This is a genomic window from Oceanimonas sp. CAM02 (genome assembly GCF_032842915.1).
GTDB classification, from domain to species: domain Bacteria; phylum Pseudomonadota; class Gammaproteobacteria; order Enterobacterales; family Aeromonadaceae; genus Oceanimonas; species Oceanimonas smirnovii.
The window spans coordinates 54299-77215 of record NZ_JAWJBK010000015.1; the positions used below are offsets into that span (position 1 = coordinate 54299).

The following is a 22917-nucleotide window of genomic DNA, read 5'->3' on the forward strand; positions in this document are numbered from 1 at the left end:
GGCTCCTTAAGGTTCGCGCACCAGCTCCCGGCCAATCAGCATGCGCCGAATCTCCGAGGTGCCGGCACCGATTTCGTAGAGCTTGGCGTCCCGCAGCAGGCGGCCGGCGGAGTACTCATTGATATAGCCGTTGCCGCCCAGCAGCTGAATGGCATCCAGGGCTACCTGAGTAGCCGTTTCGGCTGCCAGCAGAATCACGCCGGCGGCGTCCTGGCGGCTGAGCCTGCCTTTGTCGGCGGCCATGGCGGTCATGTAGGTGTAACAGCGGGCGGCGTTCATGCGGGTGTACATATCAGCCAGCTTGCCCTGCACCAGCTGAAACTCGCCAATGGCCCGGCCAAACTGCTTGCGCTCGCGCACATAGGGCACCACCAGATCCATGGCCGCCGCCATAATGCCCAGCGGTCCGCCGGCCAGCACCAGCCGCTCGGTATCCAGGCCGCTCATCAGCACTTTTACGCCCTCGTTCAGCGGCCCCAGCAGATTGGCGGCGGGCACCCGGCAGTCCTGAAATACCAGTTCACAGGTGTTGGAGCCGCGCATGCCCAGCTTGTCGAGCTTTTGCGCGGTGGAAAATCCGGGGGTACCAGCGTCCACAATAAAGGCACTGATGCCCTTTGTTCCTGCCTGCGGAGCGGTTTTGGCATACACCACAAACATATGAGCATCGGGGCCATTGGTGATCCACATTTTGTTGCCGTTCAGCACAAAGTGATCGCCGTCGCGGCGGGCGGTGAGCTTCATGGCCACTACGTCGGAGCCGGCCCCGGGCTCGGACATAGCAAGGGCACCGATATGCTCACCGCTGAGCAGGGCGGGCAGGTATTTGTGTTGTTGCTCCTTACTGCCATGGCGGTGAATTTGATTGACACACAGATTGGAGTGAGCGCCGTAAGACAGCCCCACCGAGGCCGAGGCCCGGCTGATCTCCTCCATGGCCAGCACATGAGCCAGATAACCCATGTTCACCCCACCAAACTCTTCTGCCACCGTAATGCCGAACAACCCCATTTCGCCCAGCTTTGGCCAGAGCTCGGCAGGAAAGCGGTTGTCTCTGTCAATGGCCTCGGCCAGAGGGGCGATTTCTTTGTGGGCAAAGGCGGCCACCTGCTCACGCAACAGGATATGCATATCGCCGAGATCAAGCTCAAGCGTGGAATATGACGCCATCATGCCTCCCGTTAATGAAATAAATCGGGTTCGTTTGAATGCATTAACTATAGTCAGGAGAAGCCGGCTAAGCTTTATCAAGTGACGTAATTTTCAGCAATGAGGCCAGCATGAGCACAAACCATACCATTGTGATTGCCGCCAGCGCCCGCACTCCCATGGGCGGCCTGATGGGCACCCTGAGCAGTGAGCCGGCCCATGGTCTGGGAGCTGTGGCCATTGAGGCGGCACTGGTAAAAAGCGGCGTGAAGGCCGGTCAAGTAGACGAGGTGATCATGGGCTGCGTGCTGCCTGCCGGTCAGGGTCAGGCACCGGCCCGGCAGGCAGCGCTGAGGGCGGGCTTGCCGGTGTCGGTGCCTTGTACCACGGTGAACAAAATGTGCGGCTCGGGTATGAAGGCACTGATGCTGGCGCATGATCAGTTAATGGCGGGCTCGGCCTCGGTAATAGTGGCCGGCGGCATGGAAAGCATGAGTCAGGCCCCTTATCTGATACCCAAAGCCAGAGCCGGTTTGCGGCTGGGCCACGGCCAGTTGCTGGATCACATGTTCTGCGACGGCCTGGAAGACGCCTATGAAGGGAGCCTGATGGGCTGCTTTGCTCAAGACACAGCGGATCGTTTTGGCGTGACCCGGGCCGAGATGGACGATTTTGCCATTACTTCACTGCACAGAGCGCAGCGGGCCATGATGGAAGGGGACTTTCGCGAGGAAATTGCCCCGGTCACAGTGTCTGACCGGCGCGGAGAAACCAGCGTCGATACCGATGAACAGCCGGGCAAGGCAAACCCGGAAAAAATACCCACCCTTAAACCGGCCTTTGCCCAAAACGGCACCGTGACTGCCGCCAACTCCAGCTCCATTTCCGACGGTGCCGCCGCCCTGTTGCTGACCACCGCACAGCGGGCGGCTGAGCTGGGGTTAACACCGCTGGCGCGCATTGTGGGCCACGCCACTCATGCACAAGCGCCTGCCGAATTTACTCTGGCTCCTATTGGAGCTATTCAGAAATTGCTTCCACAGCTGGGCTGGCAGGCAAGTGAGGTGAATTTGTTTGAGATCAACGAGGCCTTTGCGGTGGTCACCCTGCTGGCTATCAGAGAGCTGGGGTTGGATCCGAACAAGGTGAATGTGAATGGCGGTGCCTGTGCTCTGGGGCACCCTATCGGTGCCAGTGGTGCCCGCATTGTGGTGACCCTGCTTCATGCCCTGCGTAAGCGTGGGCTCAAGCGCGGAGTGGCGGCTCTGTGCATTGGCGGCGGCGAGGCCACGGCGCTGGCCGTTGAATTGTGTGAATGAGGTGAACCCATGGCCTATCAGGTTCCGCTGCTGATCAACGGCAGCATGGTGCAAAGCAAAACACAGCAGTGGCTGGAAGTGACCAACCCGGCCAGCCAAAAGGTGATTGCTCATTTGCCTTGTGCCACCGCTGATGAAGTAAAGGCGGCGATAGCGGCGGCAAAAAACGTCTTTGAACAGTGGCAACGGGTGCCGGTGCCGGAGCGGGCGCGATTAATGCTGCGCTACCAGGCCCTGCTCAAGGAGCACCATGACGAGCTGGCGCAACTGCTCAGCCGGGATACCGGCAAGACCCTGGAAGATGCCAGAGGTGATGTGTGGCGGGGCATAGAGGTGGTGGAGCAGGCCGCCAATATCAGCTCACTGACCCTGGGAGAAATCCAGACCGAGGTGGCCACCGGCGTGGACTGTTACAGCTTCAGTCAGCCGTTGGGCGTGTGTCTGGGCATCACTCCCTTTAACTTTCCGGCCATGATCCCCCTGTGGATGTTTCCGCTGGCCATCGCCTGCGGCAATGCTTTTGTACTTAAACCGTCCGAGCAGGATCCGCTTGTGCCCATGGAGCTGGCGCAATTGTTCAAGGAGGCGGGAGCACCTGACGGTCTGCTCAATATTGTGCACGGCGGGCCTGAAGTGGTGGATCAATTACTGACTCACAACGACATTGCTGCCGTGTCTTTTGTGGGCTCGGTGGCCGTGGGCCGGCATGTGTACCGCACCGCCACCGAGCAACTGAAGCGGGTGCAGGTGTTTGCCGGGGCCAAGAACCATATGGTGGTGATGCCGGATGCCAACAAGCTGCAGGCCATCAACAATCTGGTGGGGGCCTCTGTGGGGGCTGCCGGCCAGCGCTGCATGGCCATTTCGGTAGGCGTGCTGGTGGGCGAGGCCCAGGCGTGGATTCCCAATATTAAAGCAGCACTGGCGAAGGTGCAGCCCGGAGTCTGGAATGATCCACAAGCCGGTTACGGTCCGTTAATCAGTAAAGCCGCTAAAAAACGGGTGCTGGAGCGGATTGCAGCGGGCAAGCAGGAAGGGGCCGACTGTCTTCTGGATGGCAGTGACTGTACCGTGAGCGAGCACCCGGACGGTAATTGGGTAGGCCCCACCCTGTTTGCCGGCGTCACCCCTGCCATGCGCATTTATACCGAAGAAATTTTTGGCCCCGTGCTGTTGTTAATGGCAGCCGACAGCCTTGAGCAGGCCATTGCCCTGGTGAACGCCAACCCTTATGGCAACGGTACCGCCATTTTTACCGCCTCGGGGGCGGCGGCCCGTAAATACCAGCAAGAGATACAGGTGGGGCAGGTGGGCATTAATGTGCCTATACCGGTGCCGCTGCCGTTTTTTTCCTTTACCGGCTGGCGCGGCTCTTTTTATGGCGACTTGCATGCCTACGGTAAACAGGCGGTGCGCTTTTATACCGAAACCAAAACCGTTACCGCCCGCTGGTTCGACGATGATGTGGCAGCCGGCCCCAATATGTCGATTCATTTGAAATGATGAGCACAGCGGGAAGAGTGTCTGCTGTTTGGGTGCTCCTGCCAAGCGAAGAATCAGCAGGGTTACCTGCGCCGACACGCTGCGAGTACATCCATGTAGCGCTCGGCAAATGCCATCCCTGGCATTTGACGGTCGGCTCCGGCAATCCCTGCTGCTTCTTCGCTTCATGCCGGTGTCGCCTTATAAATGTCGTCAGGCAACTCGGCATTTTCCCGAAGAGCAAAGGGTGTCTGCTTCGCCGTACCCTCTGCGCCATGGATGGCGCAGCGGAGCCCCCATGGAGGGGTTTACGGCGTGTCGGCGAAGTAGTGCCCTTTGCTCGAAGGCAGGCAGGAATTTGCAGTCAACGTTTGGTTGTCAGTCAGGAGGAGCCATGAACTTTGAACTGAATGAGGATCAGCGGGCCTTTGTGGCGCTGGCGGGAGAGTTTGCCGACAAGGCGCTTGCCCCTTTTGCCGCAGAGTGGGACAAAGAACATCACTTTCCGGTGGAAACCCTGCAGCAGGCGGGTGAACTGGGCTTTTGTGCGCTTTATACGCCGGCAGACGCGGGCGGGCTGGGCTTATCAAGGCTCGATGCCAGCCTGATTTTTGAACGGCTGGCCATGGGCTGCACCTCTACTACTGCCTTTCTCACCATTCATAATATGGTCACCTGGATGATTGCCAGTACCGCAGAAAAAGCGGTCTGGGAGCAATGGCGGGAAGGCATGATCAGTGGCCGTTTGCTCGGTTCCTATTGCCTTACCGAGCCCAATGCCGGCTCCGATGCCGCATCCCTGAAAACCCGGGCGAAAAAAGCGGGTGACCACTATGAACTGACCGGCAGCAAAATGTTTATCTCGGGGGCAGGCAGCACCCAGGTGCTGGTGGTCATGGCCCGCACCGGCGGCGAAGGCCCCGGCGGCATTTCCGCCTTTGCCCTTGATGCCAGCAGCCCCGGCATTGAGTACGGCCGGCCGGAAGACAAGATGGGCTGGCACAGTCAGCCCACCCGCAGTGTCACCTTTGACGGCGTGCGGGTGCCCGCCAGCCAGTTGCTGGGGCGGGAAGGCGAAGGCTTCAAGCTCGCCATGAAGGGGCTGGATGGTGGCCGTATCAATATCGCCAGCTGCTCATTGGGCACGGCGCAACAGGCACTGAACCTGGCGCGCAATTACCTGCAGGAGCGCAGCCAGTTTGGCCGCAAACTGGCGGAGTTTCAGGCGCTGCAGTTCACCCTGGCCGATATGGCCACCGAGCTGGTAGCGGCCCGCCAGCTGGTACGGCTGGCCGCCAGCCGGCTGGATGCCAGTCACCCGGATGCCACTACTTATTGCGCCATGGCCAAACGCTTCGCCACCGACGTGGGTTTTAACGTCTGCGATCAGGCGCTGCAGCTTTATGGCGGCTATGGCTATATTCGGGAATATCCATTGGAGCGCCATGTGCGCGATACCCGGGTGCACCGCATTCTGGAAGGCACCAATGAAATCATGAAACTGCTGATCGCCCGCCGGCTGCTGAGCGAAGGCGATGACCTGCAATAAAAAATGTAACTATCAGGAGGTGCCATGAGTGTCACAGTAAGCCGGCAGCCTGCTGCCGACGGCCGCGATATCGGCCGGCTGGTGCTGGATCGGGAAGCGCAGCTGAATGCCCTTAATCAGGACATGATTGAAACCATGCTGACCACACTGCAGCAATGGCAGCAAGACGATGACATTATCGCTGTGGTGCTGGAAGGAGCAGGTAGCAAGGCCTTTTGTGCCGGTGGTGATGTGGTGGGGCTGAGCAAGGCGATTGCTGCTGCCCGGGCCGGCTGCGGCAGGCACGAACTGGGTGCCGTGCCCGGAGCGGCGGCGCGCTTTTTTGAGCGCGAATACCGGCTCGATTATCTGTTGCATACCTTTGCTAAACCAGTGGTCTGCGTGGGCTCCGGCATAGTGATGGGCGGCGGCATGGGATTGTTTACCGCGGCTGGTCAGCGCATTGTGACCGAGCGCAGCCGGCTGGCCATGCCCGAAGTCACCATTGCCCTTTATCCGGATGTGGGCGGCAGCTGGTTTCTGAACCGCCTGCCGCCCGGGCTGGGCGAATTTATTGCCCTGACCGGCTGCTCGCTCAATGCCCAAGACAGCCTCTGGCTGGGGCTGGCCAACCGTTTTATAGCCGAAGACAAGCTGAGTGAACTCTGGCCCAGACTGCAGCAAAAAAAGAGCAGTCCGGCCAGTGTGCTCAGACAACTGGAAGCCGAATCAGCTGAAGCTTTGGCTCAGCTCGACTCACCTTTACGCCGGCATCAGGACTTAATTCAGCAACTGATGGACAAAGACACCCTGGCCGACAAGGTCAACGCCATACTGGAAGTGAGCACCGAAGACGACTGGTTCTGGCGAGCCAAGCAAACCCTGGCCGCAGGCAGCCCCCTGGCCATGGCGGTGATCCACCGGCAACTGGCGCGCTGCCGGCATTTCTCGCTGGCGCGGGTATTTCAGGCCGAGCTGGATTTGTCGGTGCAGCTATGCCGCTTTCGTGAGTTTGCCGAAGGCGTACGCGCTCACCTGATTGACAAGGACAAAACCCCCGACTGGACTTACACCAGCCTGAGCGAAGTGGACACAGCACTGCTCGACACCCTGTTCACGTCCCCCTGGGGCCTGAGTCCACTGGCGGATCTCAGGTAAGCAACAAAATATTCAGTTTGCGCCCAAGCAGGCCATGCTGATGTTGAGACGGAGATCCGGAGGAACAGCTTCACGACCGATCAAATGCCATGGATGGCATTTGCCGAGCGTTACATGGAGGTACTTGAAGCGTGTCGTGAAGTTGGCCTTCGGGGCGACGTAAGCTGAAGGAGGCACACTATGGCGACGATTGCATTTATCGGCCTGGGTAATATGGGGCTGCCCATGGCAGCAAACCTTATCAGGGCCGGGCATCAAGTGCAGGTCTACGATCTGCAACCAGAAGCAGTCAGCCGGGCCACAGCCCTGGGTGCCATTCCCCACACCACGGCAGTGGCAGCGGTCAGCCATGCCAACGTGGTGATCTCCATGTTGCAGAGCGGGCAGCAGATCGAGGCGCTGTACAGCAGTAACAAGGGGCTCTTTGGTCATCTGGCTCCGGGCTGCTTGGTCATTGACTGCTCCACCATAGAAGCGGACACCGCCAGAAAAATGGCCGATATGGCCACAAAACACGGGCTCGACTTTGTGGATGCGCCTGTCTCCGGCGGCGTGGCCGGAGCCGAGGCGGGTACACTCACCTTTATTGTTGGTGCCAGCGAAGAGCAGTTCGCCCGGGCTCAGCCGGTGTTGGCGCATATGGGAAAAAAGGTGCTGCATGCCGGCCCTCATGGGGCCGGCCAGGTAGCCAAGGCCTGTAACAACCTGCTGCTGGCCGCACAAATGGCCGCCAGTTGCGAGGCGCTTAATCTGGGAATGGCCCACGGCCTGGACGCCGCCGTATTATCGGAGATCATTCAGCAGAGCTCGGGTAATAATTGGGTGATGGAGCACTACAATCCGGTACCCGGTGTCATGGAAAGCACCCCCGCCAGCCATGGCTATCACGGCGGCTTTCAGGTCAGTCTGATGTGCAAGGATCTGGGGCTGGCCATGAGCCTCAGCCAGGCCAGTGGTTCGCCGGTGCCCATGGGCTCGGCGGCGCGGGCCCTGTTCAGCTTCCATCACAGTGCAGGTCATGGCGGGCTCGACTTCTCCAGCCTGTTCCGGTTTTATCATCAGGGAGAGGATTAAATGGATATTAAAGGCAAGGTAGTGGTGATTACCGGTGCCGGCCGCGGCCTTGGAAAAGCCATGGCTTATCATCTGGCCCGGCAGGGGGCGACGCTGGCACTGCTCGATACCAACGAGCAGGATCTGGCCAAAAGCGGTGAAATGGTCGCCGCTGCCGGTGCCCGGGTGGCGGTATACCTGTGCGATGTGGCCGATGAAGCTCAGGTAACCGACTGTTTTGGCCATATCGTACGGGAGCTGGGCGGCCTGAATGTGCTGGTCAATAATGCCGGTGTGATGCGTGATGCGCTGCTGGTAAAGCTGGAACAGGGCAAGATCAGCCGCACAATGAGCCTGCAAGACTGGCAGCAAGTGATTGACGTTAATCTTACCGGCAGCTTTCTCTGTGGCCGGGAAGCCGCCGCCATTATGGCTGAGCGGGGAGAGGGCGGTCTGATTATCAATATTTCTTCCGTTGCCAGAGCCGGAAATCCGGGGCAAAGCAACTATGCTGCCAGCAAAGCAGGGGTAGCGTCTCTGGTGGTGGGCTGGGCCGGGGAGCTGGCCCGCTTTGGCATTCGGGTGGCGGGAATCGCGCCGGGCGTGATCAGTACTGACATGACAGCACAAATGAAACCTGAAGCCATGGCGCGCATTACTCAGCGCATTCCTGCTGGCCGGCTGGCGAAGGTGGATGAGTTGCTGCACAGCCTGCAATATATTATTGAAAACGACTATTTCAACGGGCGCATACTGGAAATGGATGGCGGTTTGCGGTTGTAAACCAGGGTTTTGTGATCCTCGTCGGCAAGGTTAACACTAAAGTCTATCTTGTTAACAGACAGTGGTAAGCGTATTGTTTTTTGCAACGCACAGCAACGGAACGTGCCCTTAGCGTTAACAGAGTTAAACAAAAAAATAACCATAACCACTGCCATACCCCTGAACGCATTGATTCCTTACGAGGGAACATTGCCTTCAGGGTTTTTTTTATATTACATGCCGGAATAATTAGGTCCGCTGCCGCCTTCCGGTGGCACCCAGGTGATATTTTGTGCCGGATCCTTGATATCACAGGTTTTGCAGTGCACACAGTTGGCGGCATTAATCTGAAATACCGGCTTGCCATTCGTCTTTATCACTTCGTAAACGCCCGCAGGGCAATAGCGCTGCGCCGGCTCATTAAAGCGGGGCAGGTTATCCCGCACCGGCAGCCGTGGGTCTGCAAGGCGCAAATGGCAGGGCTGATCCTCATCGTGGCCGGTATTGGCCAGATGAACTGACGACATGCGATCAAAGCTCAATACACCATCGGGTTTTGGATATGCAATTGCCGGGCAGGCTGCCGCCGGTTTAAGAGCGGCGTGATCCGGCGTGCGGTCGTGCAGCGCAAACGGCAACCGGCCTCCCAGCAGATTCTGGCTCAGCCAGTTTATCGCGCCTCCGGCCCAGGGGCCGAATTTATGCAATGCAGGAACAAAGTGCCGGGCCTGTTTCAGCTCGGTATGCAGCCAGCTGTTTTTCATATGAGTGTCAAACACTGTCAGCTTGTCGCCGCGCCGGCCTTCGGCTAATGCCGGCACCAGGGCGTCGGCGGCCAGCAGGCCTGACTTCATGGCAGTATGAATCCCCTTGATGCGCGCGCCGTTGAGTGTGCCCGCATCACAACCCAGCAGCAGGGCACCGGGCAGCACCATTTGCGGCAGTGAATTCAGCCCGCCCTTGGTGAGCGCTCTGGCCCCCCAGGACAGCCGCTCGCCGCCCCAAAGGTAACGGGCCAGCAGCGGATGCTGTTTCAGCCGCTGAAACTCCTGAAAGGGATCCAGATGCGGATTCTGATAATTAAGATCCACAATCAGACCGACCGAAGCCAGGCCGTCGTCGCCGTGATAGAGAAAAAAACCGCCGCCATTATTGCCCAGTGGCCAGCCGCCGCCGTGCACCACCAGACCTGGCTGATAACGCTTTGAATCCAGCCGCCACAGCTCCTTAAAGCCAATGGCGTAATGCTGAGGATCCCGCCCTCTGTCCAGCGCAAAACGGTCGATCAGGCTCTTGCCGATATGTCCCCGGCTGCCTTCGGCAAATAGTGTGTATTTGGCATGCAGCTCCATGCCCGGCATATGGCCGGCCCTGGCCGAGCCATCGGCGGCCACCCCCATATCGCCGGTGAGCACACCGCATACGGCCCCTTGTTTGTCGAACAGCGCCCCGGCTGCGGCAAATCCCGGGAATATGGCCACGCCCAGCTCTTCGGCCTGTCGGGCCAGCCAGCGGCACAGCTTGCCCAGGCTGACGATATAACTACCCTTGTTATGCAAGGAGCGGGGCACCAGCAAGGGCGGCAGCTCCAGGCCACCCTGTTCACTGCTCAGCATATAAAAATGCTCATTGCCAACCTGAGTGTTCACCGGCGCGCCACGCTCATGCCAGTCGGGAAACAGCTCACTCAGGGAGCGCGGGTCAAGCAGAGCACCCGACAATATATGGGCACCTACTTCTGCGCCTTTTTCGACTACGCATACACTCGGCTTCAGGCCCGCTTTGTTGGCTTTCTGCATCAGGCGGCAGGCCGCCGCCAGCCCTGCCGGGCCGGCCCCCACTATCACGACATCAAACTCCATCGACTCCCGTTCCATTGCGCTCTCCTGCCAGACTGCTCTGGCTAAAGTATTGTATTGGCGGCGATATTTAACAAATCGCCGATGCGGCAGAATCGACTAGTATTAAGTCGGACTGATTGATCCCGGGAGCGAGCATGAAAGTACTGGTAACCGTTAAGCGGGTGATTGACTACCATGTTCGGGTGCGTGTGCGTGCCGATGGCAGCGACGTGGATCTGAGCAACGTTAAAATGGCCGCCAACCCCTTTTGCGAAATTGCCGTGGAAGAAGCGGTGCGCATGAAGGAAAAGGGCTGGGTGTCCGAGATAGTGGCCGTCAGCATAGGTCCGGCCGACGCCGGGGAGCAGTTGCGGGCCGCGCTGGCGCTGGGAGCCGACAGCGCCATTCTGATAGAAACCGATAAGCCCGCCGAGCCCCTGGCAGTGGCCCGGTTGCTGGCAGCATTGTGTGAGCGCGAACAGCCCGATCTGGTGATCATGGGCAAACAGTCTATCGACACTGACCATAATCAGGCCGGACAAATGCTGGCGGCGCTGAACGGCTGGCCTCAGGCCACCTTTGCCTCGGCCATTGAACGTGAAGGCGACGAGCTGCTGGTCACCCGGGAAATGGACGGTGGTCTGCGCACCCTGCGCCTTGCGCCACCGGCGGTCATCACCACGGATCTTCGGCTGAACGAGCCCCGCTTTGCATCCTTGCCCAACATAATGAAAGCCAGACAAAAGCCACTGGCCAGCCTGACTCCCGACGCGCTTGGGGTAGCCATTGAGCCCCATGTGCGCCTGCTGAGTGTCAGCGAGCCGCCGCTGCGCAAGGCGGGCATCAAGGTGGCCGATGTGGCCGAGCTGGTAACCAGACTGAAAACCGACGCCAAGGTGATCCCATGAGCATACTGGTGATAGCCGAACACGATAATCAGACTCTGAACTTCAATACACACAAGGTAATAAGTGCGGCCAAACAGCTGCAGGGCGAGATACACCTGCTGGTAATGGGCCATGACTGTGCCGCCGTGGGGGAGCAGGGCAGCCGCCTTGCTGGTGTAACCAGGGTGCTGCTGGCAGATGATGCCCTCTATCAGCATCAGCTGGCGGAGCCTTGTGCCGCCCTGGTGTCGCGGCTGGCCACCGCATATCGTCATGTGCTGGCACCGGCCTCCACCTTTGGCAAGGATATGCTGCCCAGAGCTGCCGCCCTGCTGGGGGTGGGCATGGTGGCCGATGTGGTGGCCATTGAAAGCGAAGACATTTTTGTGCGCCCCGTTTATGCCGGCAACGCCCTGGCCAGAGTGCAGTCACTGGATGCGGTCAGCCTGCTGACCATTCGCCCTGCCGCCTTTGACGCGGCGGCTGAAAGCGGTGAACCCGTGCCGGTGGAAAAGCTGGCGGCGGTGCCGGTTGAAAACAGCAGCCGTTTTGAGCGGGATGAGCTGAGTGTCAGCGAGCGTCCGGAACTGACTTCGGCCCGGGTGGTGGTCTCCGGCGGGCGAGGGCTGGGAACCAAAGAGCAGTTTGCCCTGTTAGAGCAACTGGCAGACAAGCTGAATGCCGCCATTGGTGCCAGCCGGGCGGCGGTGGATGCAGGCCTGGCCGACAACGCTCAGCAGGTAGGGCAAACCGGCAAAATAGTGGCACCCGAGCTGTATATTGCCGTGGGCATCTCCGGTGCCATTCAGCATCTGGCCGGGATCAAGGATGCCAGGGTGATAGTGGCCATCAACAAGGATGAAGACGCCCCCATCTTTGAGGTGGCCGACTACGGCCTGGTGGCAGACTTGTTCGACGTTTTGCCCGAGCTGATCGACAAACTTTGAAGGGCAGGGAATAGGGATGCCATATTGTCATGCTCTCCATTCCCCAGTCACTACCCCCTCAAATCATTACATTCTCTGCTCGAGGCCCATGTCCCAGAAGTCGATTTCAAGTCTTGTGGCGTCATCAAAAATACGGCACAGCTGCTTAAAGCGGGACGCCGGCACTTCCGCCAGACGCTCGTTCAGCCAGGCAATTTCAGCCCGGGCGGCGGCCTGAAACTCGGCGCTTTCATACATGGCAATCCAGGCTTCATAAGGGTTGGCATCGCCACGCACCGTGGCAGGCTGCTTCGTCAGCCAGCTTGCAATCTCGGCATAGCCCACCAGGCAGGGAGCCAGCGCCACATGCAGATCCAGCAGATCACCCCGGTTGCCGGTGTCCAGCACATAACGGGTGTAGGCCAGTGTAGCGCGGGCTTCCGGCAGCGCCGCCAGCTCCTGCTCGCTGATACCCCACTGGTTGCAGTAGTCGATATGCAGCCCCAGCTCCAGATCAATAATGGCATCCAGCCCGGCCTTGGCATGACGCAAATCACTCAGGGTAGGGCTTTTATAGGCTGCCAGAGCAAAGGCGCGGCCAAACTGAATAAGAAAAAGGTAATCCTGTTTCAGATAATGACGAAAGGCGTCGGGGGCCAGGGTGCCATCACCCAGCTTGCACACAAAGTCATGCTGCAGGTAGTCGCGCCAGTTGTGTTCGCAGTGCTTTTTCAAATCATTGAAAGTAAAGCTCATTTCATATCCTTATTAGTGAGAAACCGCCGTGCCGGCGGTGAGTGAGCCGGCATGGCCCATTCTGACCCGGCGGCAAATAATGGCAAGGGCGTAAATGTTATCCTGTTGTAATAAAACTACGTTAACGGTTATAGTGACCGGCATTCGAACGAGAAAATGCCGTATGGCGGGACCATTGTTTCATTGTCGTAAACGGGCTTCTTGCGTATAATGTGACCCCGTCTCGAATTCCACATTTCATTCGTTCCCAAGCTTTTCAGGTTCAGCATGACGACTAAATATATATTTGTTACTGGCGGGGTGGTCTCCTCCCTGGGCAAAGGCATTGCAGCAGCCTCTCTGGCCGCTATCCTCGAAGCCCGAGGCCTTAATGTGACCATCATGAAGCTGGATCCCTACATTAACGTGGATCCGGGCACCATGAGCCCCACCCAGCACGGTGAAGTCTTCGTGACCGATGATGGTGCCGAAACCGATCTGGACCTGGGCCACTATGAGCGGTTCATTCGTACCAAAATGACCCGTCGCAACAACTTTACCTCCGGTCGTGTATACGCGGATGTGCTGCGCAAGGAACGACGCGGCGATTATCTGGGTGCCACCATTCAGGTGATTCCTCACATTACCAACTCCATCAAGGACCGCGTTATCGCCGGTGCCGAAGGCCATGAAGTGGCCATAGTGGAAGTGGGCGGCACTGTCGGTGACATAGAGTCACTGCCGTTCCTTGAAGCCCTGCGCCAGCTGGCGGTGGAAGTGGGCCGGGAAAACACCCTGTTCATGCACCTGACTCTGGTGCCCTATATGGCTGCTGCCGGTGAGGTAAAAACCAAGCCTACCCAGCACTCGGTAAAAGAACTGCTGTCTATCGGCATTCAGCCCGATGTGCTGATCTGCCGCTCCGACCGGGTTATTCCGGCAGTGGAGCGGGGCAAGATAGCCCTGTTCTGTAACGTGTCTGAAAAGGCCGTTATCTCTCTGAAAGACGTCGACTCCATCTACAAGATTCCGGCGTTGCTCAAGTCTCAGGGGCTGGACGAACTGGTGGTCAAGCGCTTTGGCCTGACATGCCCGGCGGCGGATCTGTCCGAGTGGGAGCAGGTTATTTACGAAGAAGCCAATCCGGTAGGTGAAGTGACCATCGGCATGGTGGGCAAATACATAGAGCTGCCCGATGCCTACAAGTCGGTGAACGAGGCGCTCAAGCACGGTGGCCTGAAAAATCGTCTTACCGTTAATATCAAATACATCGACTCCCAGGATCTGGAAAGCAAAGGCACCGGCCTGCTGGAAGGTCTGGATGCCATTCTGGTGCCCGGCGGCTTTGGTGCCCGTGGTGTGGAAGGCAAGATCATGGCGGCCCGCTATGCCCGGGAAAACCGGGTGCCTTATCTGGGTATCTGCCTGGGTATGCAGGTGGCACTGATTGAATATGCCCGTAACGTGGCCGGCCTGGAAGGCGCTCACTCCAGTGAGTTTGATCCCAAGAGCCCTTATCCGGTGGTGGGTTTGATCACCGAATGGGTGGACGAAGAAGGCAATGTGGAAATGCGGGACGAAGAGTCCGATCTGGGCGGCACCATGCGTCTGGGCGCTCAGCTGTGTCACCTGGCACCGGGCTCCAAGGTTCATGCTCTTTATGGCTCCGACACCATCTACGAGCGCCATCGTCACCGTTATGAAGTGAACAATCGTCTGCTGCCCAAAATTGAAGCGGCAGGCCTGAAGGTGACCGGCCTTTCCGCCGACAAGAAGCTGGTGGAAATTATCGAGAACCCGGATCATCCCTGGTTCGTGGCGGCTCAGTTCCACCCCGAATTCACCTCCACCCCCCGCGATGGTCATGGCCTGTTTGCCGGCTTTATAAAGGCGGCCGGTCAGTACCAGCAGGGAGAGCTGGAGTAACCAGTACCAACGGCTGACCCCTTGGGTCGGCCGTAATTTTTAGTGCGTTAGTTAGGTTTTACGTTTAACTCAAGAGGAAAGTGAGAATGGCTAAGATCGTTAAAGTGATCGGTCGTGAGATCATCGATTCCCGTGGTAACCCCACAGTGGAAGCCGACGTTTACCTGGAAGGTGGTGTAATGGGCCGTGCAGCAGCACCGTCCGGTGCCTCTACCGGTTCCCGCGAAGCGCTGGAACTGCGTGACGGCGACAAATCCCGCTACCTGGGCAAGGGCGTACAGACCGCCGTTGCCAACATCAACGACCGCATTGCTGCCGCTCTGACAGGCAAGGACGCCACCCAACAGGCCGAGATCGACCAGATCATGATCGATCTGGACGGTACCGATAACAAAGCCACTCTGGGTGCCAATGCCATTCTGGCCGTGTCTCTGGCCAACGCCAAAGCCGCCGCTGCCGCCAAGGGGCTGCCGCTGTACGCCTGGATTGCCGAGCTGAACGGTACTCCCGGTCAGTACTCCATGCCGCTGCCCATGATGAACATCATCAACGGTGGTGAGCATGCCGACAACAACGTCGACATTCAGGAGTTCATGATCCAGCCGGTGGGTGCCAAAAATATCAAGGAAGCCCTGCGCATTGGTGCCGAGGTATTCCACAACCTGGCCAAGGTACTGAAGGCCAAGGGCCTGAGCACCGCCGTGGGTGACGAAGGTGGTTTTGCTCCCAACCTGGAGTCCAACGCTGCCGCCCTGGCTGCCATCAAGGAAGCCGTTGAGCAGGCCGGCTACACCCTGGGTAAAGATGTGACCCTGGCCCTGGACTGTGCCTCTTCCGAGTTTTATGAAGACGGCAAGTACAACATGAAGGGCGAAGGCAAGATCTTCACCTCCGAGCAGTTCTCCGATTATCTGGCCGAGCTGTGCCAGCAGTACCCGATCGTTTCCATTGAAGACGGTCAGGACGAGTCCGACTGGGACGGTTTTGCCTACCAGACCAAGATTCTGGGCGACAAGGTACAGCTGGTGGGTGACGATCTGTTTGTAACCAATACCAAGATCCTGAAGGAAGGCATCGACAAGGGCATCGCCAACTCCATTCTGATCAAGTTCAACCAGATTGGCTCCCTGACCGAAACCCTGAACGCCATCAAAATGGCCAAGGACGCCGGCTACACCGCCGTTATTTCTCACCGCTCCGGTGAAACCGAAGACGCCACCATTGCCGACCTGGCTGTGGGCACCTGCGCCGGCCAGATCAAAACCGGCTCCATGAGCCGCTCCGACCGCGTTGCCAAGTACAACCAGCTGATCCGCATCGAGGAAGAGCTGGGTGCCAAGGCTCCGTTCAACGGTCTGTCCGAGGTTAAAGGCCAGGCGTAATGCCTGACCCTGCTGTCTGTTAAAGGCAGACTGCCGGGAAGTCGAACCGGGAGAGCAAAGGGAACTGCAGAGCCGACCGTCAAATGTTAGGGATGACATTTGCCGAGCGTCCCACGGATGGGCTTGAAGCGTGTCGGCGGCGCAGTCCCTTTGTACGACCTTGCTCCCGTGACTGCAGACCGCTTTCGTTGTTATCCTGAAACCCCGCCTTGTGCGGGGTTTCTTTTGTTCGGCCGTCGAATATGGGAAACTAGCCGCCTTGTTCCGGAGGATGAATGCGCACCCTGACGCTGATACTGCTTGCCCTGCTGGCCACCCTGCAATACCACCTGTGGCAGGGTAAAAACGGCCTGGCCGAATACCATGAAGCGGCCGCCAATGTAGAACGCCAGCTTGTTGATAATGAACGCCTGGCCGAGCGAAATGCCCTGTTATACCGCGAAATCAAGGATCTCAACCAGGGTCTGGCTGCCGTGGAAGAACTGGCCCGGAATGATCTGGGCATGATTAAACCCGACGAAACCTTCTACCGAATTCTGCTTCCGGAAGACAAACCAGCACAATGATCAAGATGACCGCCGTGGTGCCGGCCGCCGGCGTAGGCAAACGCATGGGCAGCACCATTCCCAAGCAATATCTGCCCCTGGGTGATAAAACCGTACTGGAGCACACGCTGATGCGTCTGCTGTCGCACCCGGCGATTGAGCGGGTGGTGGTGGCAGTCAGCCCGGAAGATCAATGGTTCGGCACTTTGCCGCTGGCGTCCGATCCGCGCATAGCGCGGGCTGCCGGAGGCCGGGAGCGGGCCGACTCAGTGCTTAATGCGCTGGCGCAGGTCACCAGTGAACAAGTCCTGGTGCACGATGCCGCCCGGCCCTGTCTGGCCATGGAGGATCTCGACGCCTTGCTGGCGGCAGCCAATCAGCCCCAGGGAGCCATACTGGCCAGCCGGGTGCGAGACACCATGAAGCGCGGAGACGGCTGTGGTGCCATCGCCGAAAGTGTGTCCCGCAACGAACTCTGGCATGCGCTTACGCCCCAGTGTTTTAACACGCGGAAGCTGCAGCGGGCATTGAGCAAGGCGCTGGAACAAGGCCTGACCATTACCGACGAAGCGTCCGCCATGGAGCTGGCCGGCTTTCACCCTTTGCTGGTGCCAGGGCGGGCCGACAACATTAAAATCACGCAGCCGGAAGATCTGGCCCTGGCCGGCTTCTTTCTACAGCAGCTTAAAGAGAACAACTCATGATGCGAATAGGGCACGGGTTTGACGTGCATAAATTTGGTGGTGACGGCCCCTGTATGCTGGCCGGTGTGGCAGTCCCTTATGAGCAGGGGCTGCTGGCCCATTCCGACGGAGACGTTATTCTGCACGCTCTGAGCGATGCCCTGCTCGGTGCCATCGGGGCCGGCGATATCGGCCGGCATTTTCCTGATACCGATGCGGAATTTGCCGGCATCGACAGCCGCATTCTGTTGCGGAATGTATACGCTCAAGTGCTGAGCGCCGGCTATGTGCTGGGTAATGCGGACGTTACCGTCATGGCCCAGGCACCCAAGCTGGCACCTTATATCGACACCATGACTGCCACCATTGCACAAGATCTGCAGGCAGCGGTATCGCAAATTAACGTCAAGGCCACCACCACCGAAAAACTGGGGTTTGTGGGCCGTAAAGAGGGCATAGCGGCAGAAGCCGTGGTGTTACTGGTAAAAGCATGAATAACTGGCATTATCTCCATGGTGAGCCCACCGTCAGCGGCCGGCTCAAGGCCGAGCCCGAACATTTTATTGTGCGTGAAGATCTGGGCTTTGCACCGGGTGGTGAAGGCGAACATATTTTTCTGCATATTCGCAAGCGCGGACAAAACACTCAGTGGATAGCCCGAGATCTGGCAAAACTCGCCGGTGTTGCTCAGCGGGATGTCACCTGGGCCGGCCTCAAGGACCGCCATGCAGTTACCGAGCAGTGGTTTGGCGTACATCTGCCGGGCAAGGAGATGCCCGACTTCTCGCCGCTGGAAAGCGATGATGTGCAAATTATGGCCATTGCCCGGCACAATAAAAAGCTGAAAACCGGCGCGCTCAAGGGTAACTGGTTTGAGCTGACCCTGACCGAGCTTGACGGTGAAGGTGATCTTGATGCCCGTCTGCAGGCCATCAGCGAGCGGGGCGTGCCCAACTATTTTGGCGATCAGCGCTTTGGCCACAACGGCGGCAATATCGAGCAGGCCAGAGCCATGTTTGGCGGAAAACGTATCAAGGATCGCAATAAGCGGTCGATGTACTTGTCGGCGGCCCGCAGTTATCTGTTTAACCTGGCTGCCAGCCAGCGCCTGGCTGAAGGCAGGGGGGAGCAGCTGCTGAACGGCGACTGCGTCATGCTGGCGGGCAGCCAGTCGTTTTTTACCCTGAATGACGACAATCCGCTCAACGAAGACATACAGGCCCGTTTTGCCAGTGGCGATATTCGCCTGAGTGCCCCTCTCTGGGGGCGTGGCCGGCTGCCGGCAGAAGATGAGGCCGGTACTCTTGAGCAAACAGCGCTGGAAGGTCAGCAGGCGCTGATGGCCGGACTGGAAGCCAACGGCCTTAAGCAGGAGCGCCGCGCTCTGCTGCTTAAACCGGAGCAGCTGAGCTGGCAGCGTGATGGCGACCGGCTGACACTGTCGTTCTGGTTACCGGCAGGCACCTATGCCACCAGCCTGGTGCGGGAACTTATCAAAGAAAAGGAACTTCATGAAAATACTGGTGAGTAATGATGACGGTGTAAACGCCAGGGGCATTCGCGTGCTCAGCCGGGCACTGTCGGAATTTGCCGAAGTAGTGACAGTGGCACCGGATCGCAACCGCAGCGGTGCCAGTCACTCCCTGACGCTGGAAGTGCCTCTGCGGGCCGACAAGCTGGATGAATCCGGCTTTTATTCCGTCAAGGGCACGCCCACCGACTGCGTACACTGGGCGGTCAATCACCTGCTGGATCCGGACCCGGATCTGGTGGTAGCAGGCATTAACCATGGTGCCAACCTGGGGGACGACGTGCTCTACTCGGGTACGGTAGCGGCGGCTACCGAGGGCCGGCACCTGGGGCTGCCGTCCCTGGCCATCTCTCTGTGTGGTGACAAACACTTTGAAACTGCAGCCCATTTTGCCGGTGTCATGGTGCAGGGGTTGCTGCGTGCGCCGCTTTACTCCAATCAGATTTTAAACGTCAATGTTCCCGACTTGCCCCTGGCAGAAATTCGGGGTATCAAGGTGACTCGTCTGGGTAACCGCCATCGTTCCGATGCGGTACTCAGGGAGTTTGACCCCAGGGGCCGGCCCATTTACTGGATAGGTCCTCCCGGGGCCATTCAGGATGCCGGTGAGGGCACCGACTTCGATGCGGTAGAGCGGGGCTTTGTGTCCATTACGCCGCTCACCATAGATCTGACCGCTTACGACCAGATGGCGGCACTGTCCCGCTGGATTGAGGATGTGGAGTAAAGAGGGTGCGTACAGAGCAGCTTTATCACCTGCTGAAACAGCAGGGCATTGATAATGAACAAGTGCTGAAAGCCATTACCGCTCTGCCCCGGCACGAGTTTGTGGATGAAGCCATGAGCCATAAGGCCTGGGACAACAGCGCCCTGCCCATTGGCTTTGGCCAGACCATCTCGCAGCCTTATATAGTAGCGCGCATGACTCAGACGCTGCTGCAGGACGGCCTGCCGCAAAGAGTACTGGAAATTGGCACCGGCTCAGGCTTTCAGACCGCCGTGCTGGCTCAGCTGGTAGACGAGGTTTTTACCATAGAGCGCATCAAGCCGCTGCAATATCAGGCACGGCGTCGGCTGCAGCGCCTTGATTTATATAATGTACGCACCAAACACGGCGATGGCTGGGAAGGCTGGGCCAGCAAGGCACCCTTCGATGCCATTATTGTGACGGCGGCGGCCAGCTCGGTGCCCTCGGCGTTACTGGCGCAGCTGACGGATGGCGGTCGCATGGTCATTCCGGTAGGAGACAGCCAGCAGGCACTGTGGCTGTATCAGCGCCGGGGCAATCAATTTGATCGCACCATGCTTGAGCCGGTGCGGTTTGTTCCTTTAATTCAGGGTGATCTTGAGTGAAGCTGTTTTCCCGTTTGTACCGTTTGGTGATGATGTGGGCGGTACACCGCCATGCACCTTTTTATCTGTCCATGAACAGTTTTGTGGAGTCCATCTTCTGGCCGGTGCCGGTGGATGTCATGCTGGCCCCCATGGCGCTGGCCAAGCCGGAAAAGGCCTGGCGTTATGCTGCTCTGGCCACTGTGTTCTCGGTATTGGGGGCGGCGTTTGGCTATCTTCTGGGTTATGCCATGTGGGAGCCGCTGGTCGCGCCTTTTATTCAGACCATGGGCTATGAAGGTAAAATTGCCGTGGCCCGGCAGTGGTTTGATGACTGGGGCATCTGGGTGATCTTTATTGCCAGCTTTACTCCCATTCCCTACAAGGTGTTTACCGTGACTGCCGGTCTGCTGCAAATGGCCTTTCTGCCTTTTATTCTGGTGTCGCTGATAGGCCGTGGCCTGCGTTTTTATCTGGTCTCGGGACTGATGGTGTGGGGCGGCGTAAAAATGGAACGCAAGCTCATTGGTTATATTGATCTGCTGGGCTGGCTGTGCGTTGCTGCCGCCGTGATCGCTTACCTGCTGCTGAGAAACTGATGATGTGGCGGAGCAAGACCTTAAAAGGAACTGTGATCAGTCTGGTACTGTTGCAGTTGCTTTCGGCCTGCTCTGCCTCACGGCCTGCACCGGTGCGCGGTGTGGGTGAACATGCTCAGGGTCAGGTAAAAGCCAACGGTCGTCATTATGTGGTGGCCAGGGGGGATACCCTTTATTCCATTGCCTGGCAGGCGGGCACGGATGTGACCACTCTGGCCCGGCATAATGGCCTGCGGGCTCCTTACCGTATTTATCCCGGACAGACGCTCAAGCTGGACGTGCCAGGCCGCAAGGCGCGCATATATCAAGTGCGCCGGGGCGATACGCTCAGCGGCATTGCCCGCCGCACTCAGCACTCAGTGGCCGACCTGGCCAGCCTGAACGGACTGCGTCCGCCTTACCGGATTTATGTGGGTCAGAAACTGGCGTTGCATGCCATCAGCCAGCCGGTGGTCGCTGCCGGGTCCCGGGCGAAACCAGCCCCGCCTGTATCCAAAAAAACAGAGGTTGCAAAATCGCCAAAGGCAGTTGCACCGGTCAAAAGAAAAGCATACGCTGGCACAGAAGTACAAAAAAAAGCGTCTGTCAATGGTCCTGTTGCCTGGCAGTGGCCCGTCAGCGGAGCAGTCATATCGGGTTTCTCACTGTCGGAAACCGGCAATAAGGGCATCGACATTCGTGGCAGCAGAGGCCAGGCGGTCAAGGCTGCTGCAGCAGGAAAAGTGGTATACGCAGGGAATGCGCTACGTGGTTATGGCAATTTAATCATTATCAAGCACAACGATGATTACTTGTCGGCCTACGCTCACAATGAAGTACTGCGTGTAAAAGAGCAGGACACGGTGAAAGCAGGTCAGCACATAGCGGATATGGGAAGCAGTGATGCGACTGATGTCCGGTTGCACTTTGAAATCCGGCATCAGGGCAACTCGGTTGACCCGAGAAAATATCTGCCTAAGCGATAAATACCGGGAATAAGGCTGTTCCCGGGTTAAGGGAGAACTGCCATGAGCCAGAAAAAGTACAACACCCAAAACGCAGAAACAGACTTTAACAAGGACGAAGAGCTGAATGTCACTGATGTTGAGCTGGCTGAAGCTGAAGAAAAAGAGGATGAGCAGGCAGAAGAAACTCTGAGTGCACCGGTTCTGCGGAGTCTGGATGTGACTCAGCTGTACCTGGGAGAGATAGGCTACTCACCGCTGCTGACCGCTGAAGAAGAAGTTCATTACGCCCGCCGGGCTTTGCGTGGCGATCTTGCCGCCCGCAAGCGGATGATTGAGTCCAATCTGCGGCTGGTGGTTAAAATTTCCCGTCGTTATAACAACCGTGGCCTGGCCCTGCTTGATTTGATTGAAGAAGGTAACCTGGGCCTGATCCGCGCGGTGGAAAAGTTTGATCCCGAGCGCGGTTTTCGTTTCTCTACCTATGCCACCTGGTGGATCCGTCAGACCATAGAGCGGGCCATTATGAACCAGACCCGCACCATACGCCTGCCCATTCATGTGGTAAAAGAGCTGAACGTTTATCTGCGCACCGCCCGTGAGCTGGCCCACCGGCTGGATCACGAGCCCACCGCCGATGAAATTGCCGAGGCCCTCGACAAACCGGTGGAAGACGTATCCCGCATGCTCAAGCTGAATGAAAAGATCAGCTCGGTCGATACGCCCATTGGCGGTGACGGTGACAAGGCGCTGCTCGATGTGCTGGCCGATGAGAACGACAAGGATCCGGAAGCCGAAACCCAGGACAACGACATGAATGTAAGCCTGGTGCGTTGGCTGGAAGAGCTCAACCCCAAGCAACGGGAAGTGCTGGCCAGGCGTTTTGGTCTGCTGGGCTATGAGCCGTCCACCCTGGAAGACGTGGGCCGGGAAATTGGCCTGACCCGCGAGCGGGTTCGCCAAATTCAGGTAGAAGCCCTGCGCCGGCTGAAAGAAATTCTCACTCAGCAGGGCCTGAGCATCGATACCCTGTTTCACAGCGAATAACGAAAAACAAAGCCGGAAGCTGCCAGCTGTAAGTGGTGGAGCTTGAAAGCCATCGACCGTGCTTGTGACTTCGGCATACCCTGAATGG

Annotated in this window: 22 protein-coding genes; 19 read left to right on the forward strand and 3 right to left on the reverse strand. The window is 58.2% G+C overall.

Annotation, left to right across the window (positions count from 1 at the left end; all coding sequences use genetic code 11):
* Positions 1-6: 6 nt before the first annotated feature.
* Positions 7-1170 (reverse strand): isovaleryl-CoA dehydrogenase, encoded by a 1164-nt coding sequence (locus R0I78_RS04500; protein WP_317074474.1) that lies wholly within the window; start codon positions 1168-1170, stop codon positions 7-9.
* A gap of 110 nt (positions 1171-1280) precedes the next feature.
* Here R0I78_RS04500 and R0I78_RS04505 point away from each other — a divergent pair, with 110 nt between their 5' ends.
* The 6 genes from R0I78_RS04505 (at position 1281) to R0I78_RS04530 (ending at position 8472) form a co-directional block, all read left to right on the forward strand.
* Complete coding sequence (locus R0I78_RS04505; protein WP_317074475.1) at positions 1281-2468, forward strand: acetyl-CoA C-acyltransferase; 1188 nt, start codon at positions 1281-1283, stop codon at positions 2466-2468.
* 9 nt (positions 2469-2477) lie between these two features.
* Entirely contained in the window at positions 2478-3971 is a 1494-nt protein-coding gene (locus R0I78_RS04510; RefSeq protein WP_317074476.1) for a CoA-acylating methylmalonate-semialdehyde dehydrogenase, read from the forward strand.
* A gap of 373 nt (positions 3972-4344) precedes the next feature.
* Positions 4345-5499 carry an acyl-CoA dehydrogenase family protein gene (locus tag R0I78_RS04515; RefSeq protein WP_317074477.1) on the forward strand — a complete coding sequence of 385 codons (1155 nt, stop codon included), beginning with the start codon at positions 4345-4347 and terminating at the stop codon, positions 5497-5499.
* Between the two features lie 24 nt (positions 5500-5523).
* Positions 5524-6636: an enoyl-CoA hydratase/isomerase family protein gene (locus R0I78_RS04520; protein ID WP_317074478.1), complete on the forward strand. Its 1113-nt coding sequence runs from the start codon at positions 5524-5526 to the stop codon at positions 6634-6636.
* 180 nt (positions 6637-6816) lie between these two features.
* A complete protein-coding gene (mmsB, locus tag R0I78_RS04525) occupies positions 6817-7710 on the forward strand; it encodes a 3-hydroxyisobutyrate dehydrogenase (RefSeq protein WP_317074479.1) in 894 nt (297 codons plus the stop codon).
* Complete coding sequence (locus tag R0I78_RS04530; protein ID WP_317074480.1) at positions 7711-8472, forward strand: SDR family NAD(P)-dependent oxidoreductase; 762 nt, start codon at positions 7711-7713, stop codon at positions 8470-8472.
* Positions 8473-8684: 212 nt separating this feature from the next.
* Here the strand turns inward: R0I78_RS04530 and R0I78_RS04535 are convergent, their stop codons facing one another.
* Positions 8685-10328 carry an electron transfer flavoprotein-ubiquinone oxidoreductase gene (locus tag R0I78_RS04535; protein ID WP_317074481.1) on the reverse strand — a complete coding sequence of 548 codons (1644 nt, stop codon included), beginning with the start codon at positions 10326-10328 and terminating at the stop codon, positions 8685-8687.
* Positions 10329-10447: 119 nt separating this feature from the next.
* Between R0I78_RS04535 and R0I78_RS04540 the strand changes: the two genes are divergently transcribed.
* Together R0I78_RS04540 and R0I78_RS04545 are read left to right on the forward strand one after the other, a co-directional pair.
* A complete protein-coding gene (locus R0I78_RS04540; RefSeq protein ID WP_019933174.1) occupies positions 10448-11200 on the forward strand; it encodes an electron transfer flavoprotein subunit beta/FixA family protein in 753 nt (250 codons plus the stop codon).
* Positions 11197-12126, forward strand: a complete 930-nt coding sequence (locus R0I78_RS04545) for an electron transfer flavoprotein subunit alpha/FixB family protein (RefSeq protein ID WP_317074482.1) — start codon at positions 11197-11199, stop codon at positions 12124-12126. The genes R0I78_RS04540 and R0I78_RS04545 overlap by 4 nt, the downstream gene beginning before the upstream one ends.
* 66 nt (positions 12127-12192) lie before the next feature.
* Here the strand turns inward: R0I78_RS04545 and tenA are convergent, their stop codons facing one another.
* Positions 12193-12861 carry a thiaminase II gene (tenA, locus tag R0I78_RS04550; protein WP_317074483.1) on the reverse strand — a complete coding sequence of 223 codons (669 nt, stop codon included), beginning with the start codon at positions 12859-12861 and terminating at the stop codon, positions 12193-12195.
* Between the two features lie 267 nt (positions 12862-13128).
* On the opposite strand from tenA, the gene pyrG reads away from it, so the two are divergent.
* The 11 genes from pyrG to rpoS all read left to right on the forward strand — a co-directional run bounded on the left by pyrG (position 13129) and on the right by rpoS (position 22829).
* Positions 13129-14766, forward strand: coding sequence for a glutamine hydrolyzing CTP synthase (gene pyrG, locus R0I78_RS04555; RefSeq protein WP_019933177.1), 1638 nt, complete (start codon positions 13129-13131; stop codon positions 14764-14766).
* Positions 14767-14852: 86 nt separating this feature from the next.
* A complete protein-coding gene (gene eno / locus R0I78_RS04560) occupies positions 14853-16148 on the forward strand; it encodes a phosphopyruvate hydratase (protein WP_019933178.1) in 1296 nt (431 codons plus the stop codon).
* A 275-nt stretch (positions 16149-16423) separates the two neighbouring features.
* On the forward strand, positions 16424-16714 hold the full coding sequence (ftsB, locus tag R0I78_RS04565) for a cell division protein FtsB (protein ID WP_019933179.1): 291 nt from the start codon (positions 16424-16426) through the stop codon (positions 16712-16714).
* The gene (ispD, locus tag R0I78_RS04570; RefSeq protein WP_317074484.1) at positions 16711-17397 is read left to right on the forward strand and encodes a 2-C-methyl-D-erythritol 4-phosphate cytidylyltransferase; all 687 of its coding nucleotides are present in this window, start codon (positions 16711-16713) and stop codon (positions 17395-17397) included. The genes ftsB and ispD overlap by 4 nt, the downstream gene beginning before the upstream one ends.
* On the forward strand, positions 17394-17870 hold the full coding sequence (gene ispF / locus R0I78_RS04575; protein ID WP_019933181.1) for a 2-C-methyl-D-erythritol 2,4-cyclodiphosphate synthase: 477 nt from the start codon (positions 17394-17396) through the stop codon (positions 17868-17870). Before ispD ends, ispF begins: the two co-directional genes overlap by 4 nt.
* A complete protein-coding gene (gene truD / locus R0I78_RS04580; protein WP_317074485.1) occupies positions 17867-18907 on the forward strand; it encodes a tRNA pseudouridine(13) synthase TruD in 1041 nt (346 codons plus the stop codon). The genes ispF and truD overlap by 4 nt, the downstream gene beginning before the upstream one ends.
* Positions 18888-19634 (forward strand): 5'/3'-nucleotidase SurE, encoded by a 747-nt coding sequence (gene surE / locus R0I78_RS04585; RefSeq protein WP_317074486.1) that lies wholly within the window; start codon positions 18888-18890, stop codon positions 19632-19634. The genes truD and surE overlap by 20 nt, the downstream gene beginning before the upstream one ends.
* 5 nt (positions 19635-19639) lie before the next feature.
* Complete coding sequence (locus tag R0I78_RS04590) at positions 19640-20260, forward strand: protein-L-isoaspartate(D-aspartate) O-methyltransferase (RefSeq protein WP_019933184.1); 621 nt, start codon at positions 19640-19642, stop codon at positions 20258-20260.
* On the forward strand, positions 20257-20838 hold the full coding sequence (locus R0I78_RS04595) for a YqaA family protein (protein ID WP_019933185.1): 582 nt from the start codon (positions 20257-20259) through the stop codon (positions 20836-20838). Before R0I78_RS04590 ends, R0I78_RS04595 begins: the two co-directional genes overlap by 4 nt.
* Before the next feature lie 32 nt (positions 20839-20870).
* Positions 20871-21803 (forward strand): LysM peptidoglycan-binding domain-containing protein, encoded by a 933-nt coding sequence (locus R0I78_RS04600; RefSeq protein ID WP_019933186.1) that lies wholly within the window; start codon positions 20871-20873, stop codon positions 21801-21803.
* A 42-nt stretch (positions 21804-21845) separates the two neighbouring features.
* Complete coding sequence (gene rpoS, locus R0I78_RS04605; protein WP_019933187.1) at positions 21846-22829, forward strand: RNA polymerase sigma factor RpoS; 984 nt, start codon at positions 21846-21848, stop codon at positions 22827-22829.
* The last annotated feature ends 88 nt before the right edge of the window (positions 22830-22917 follow it).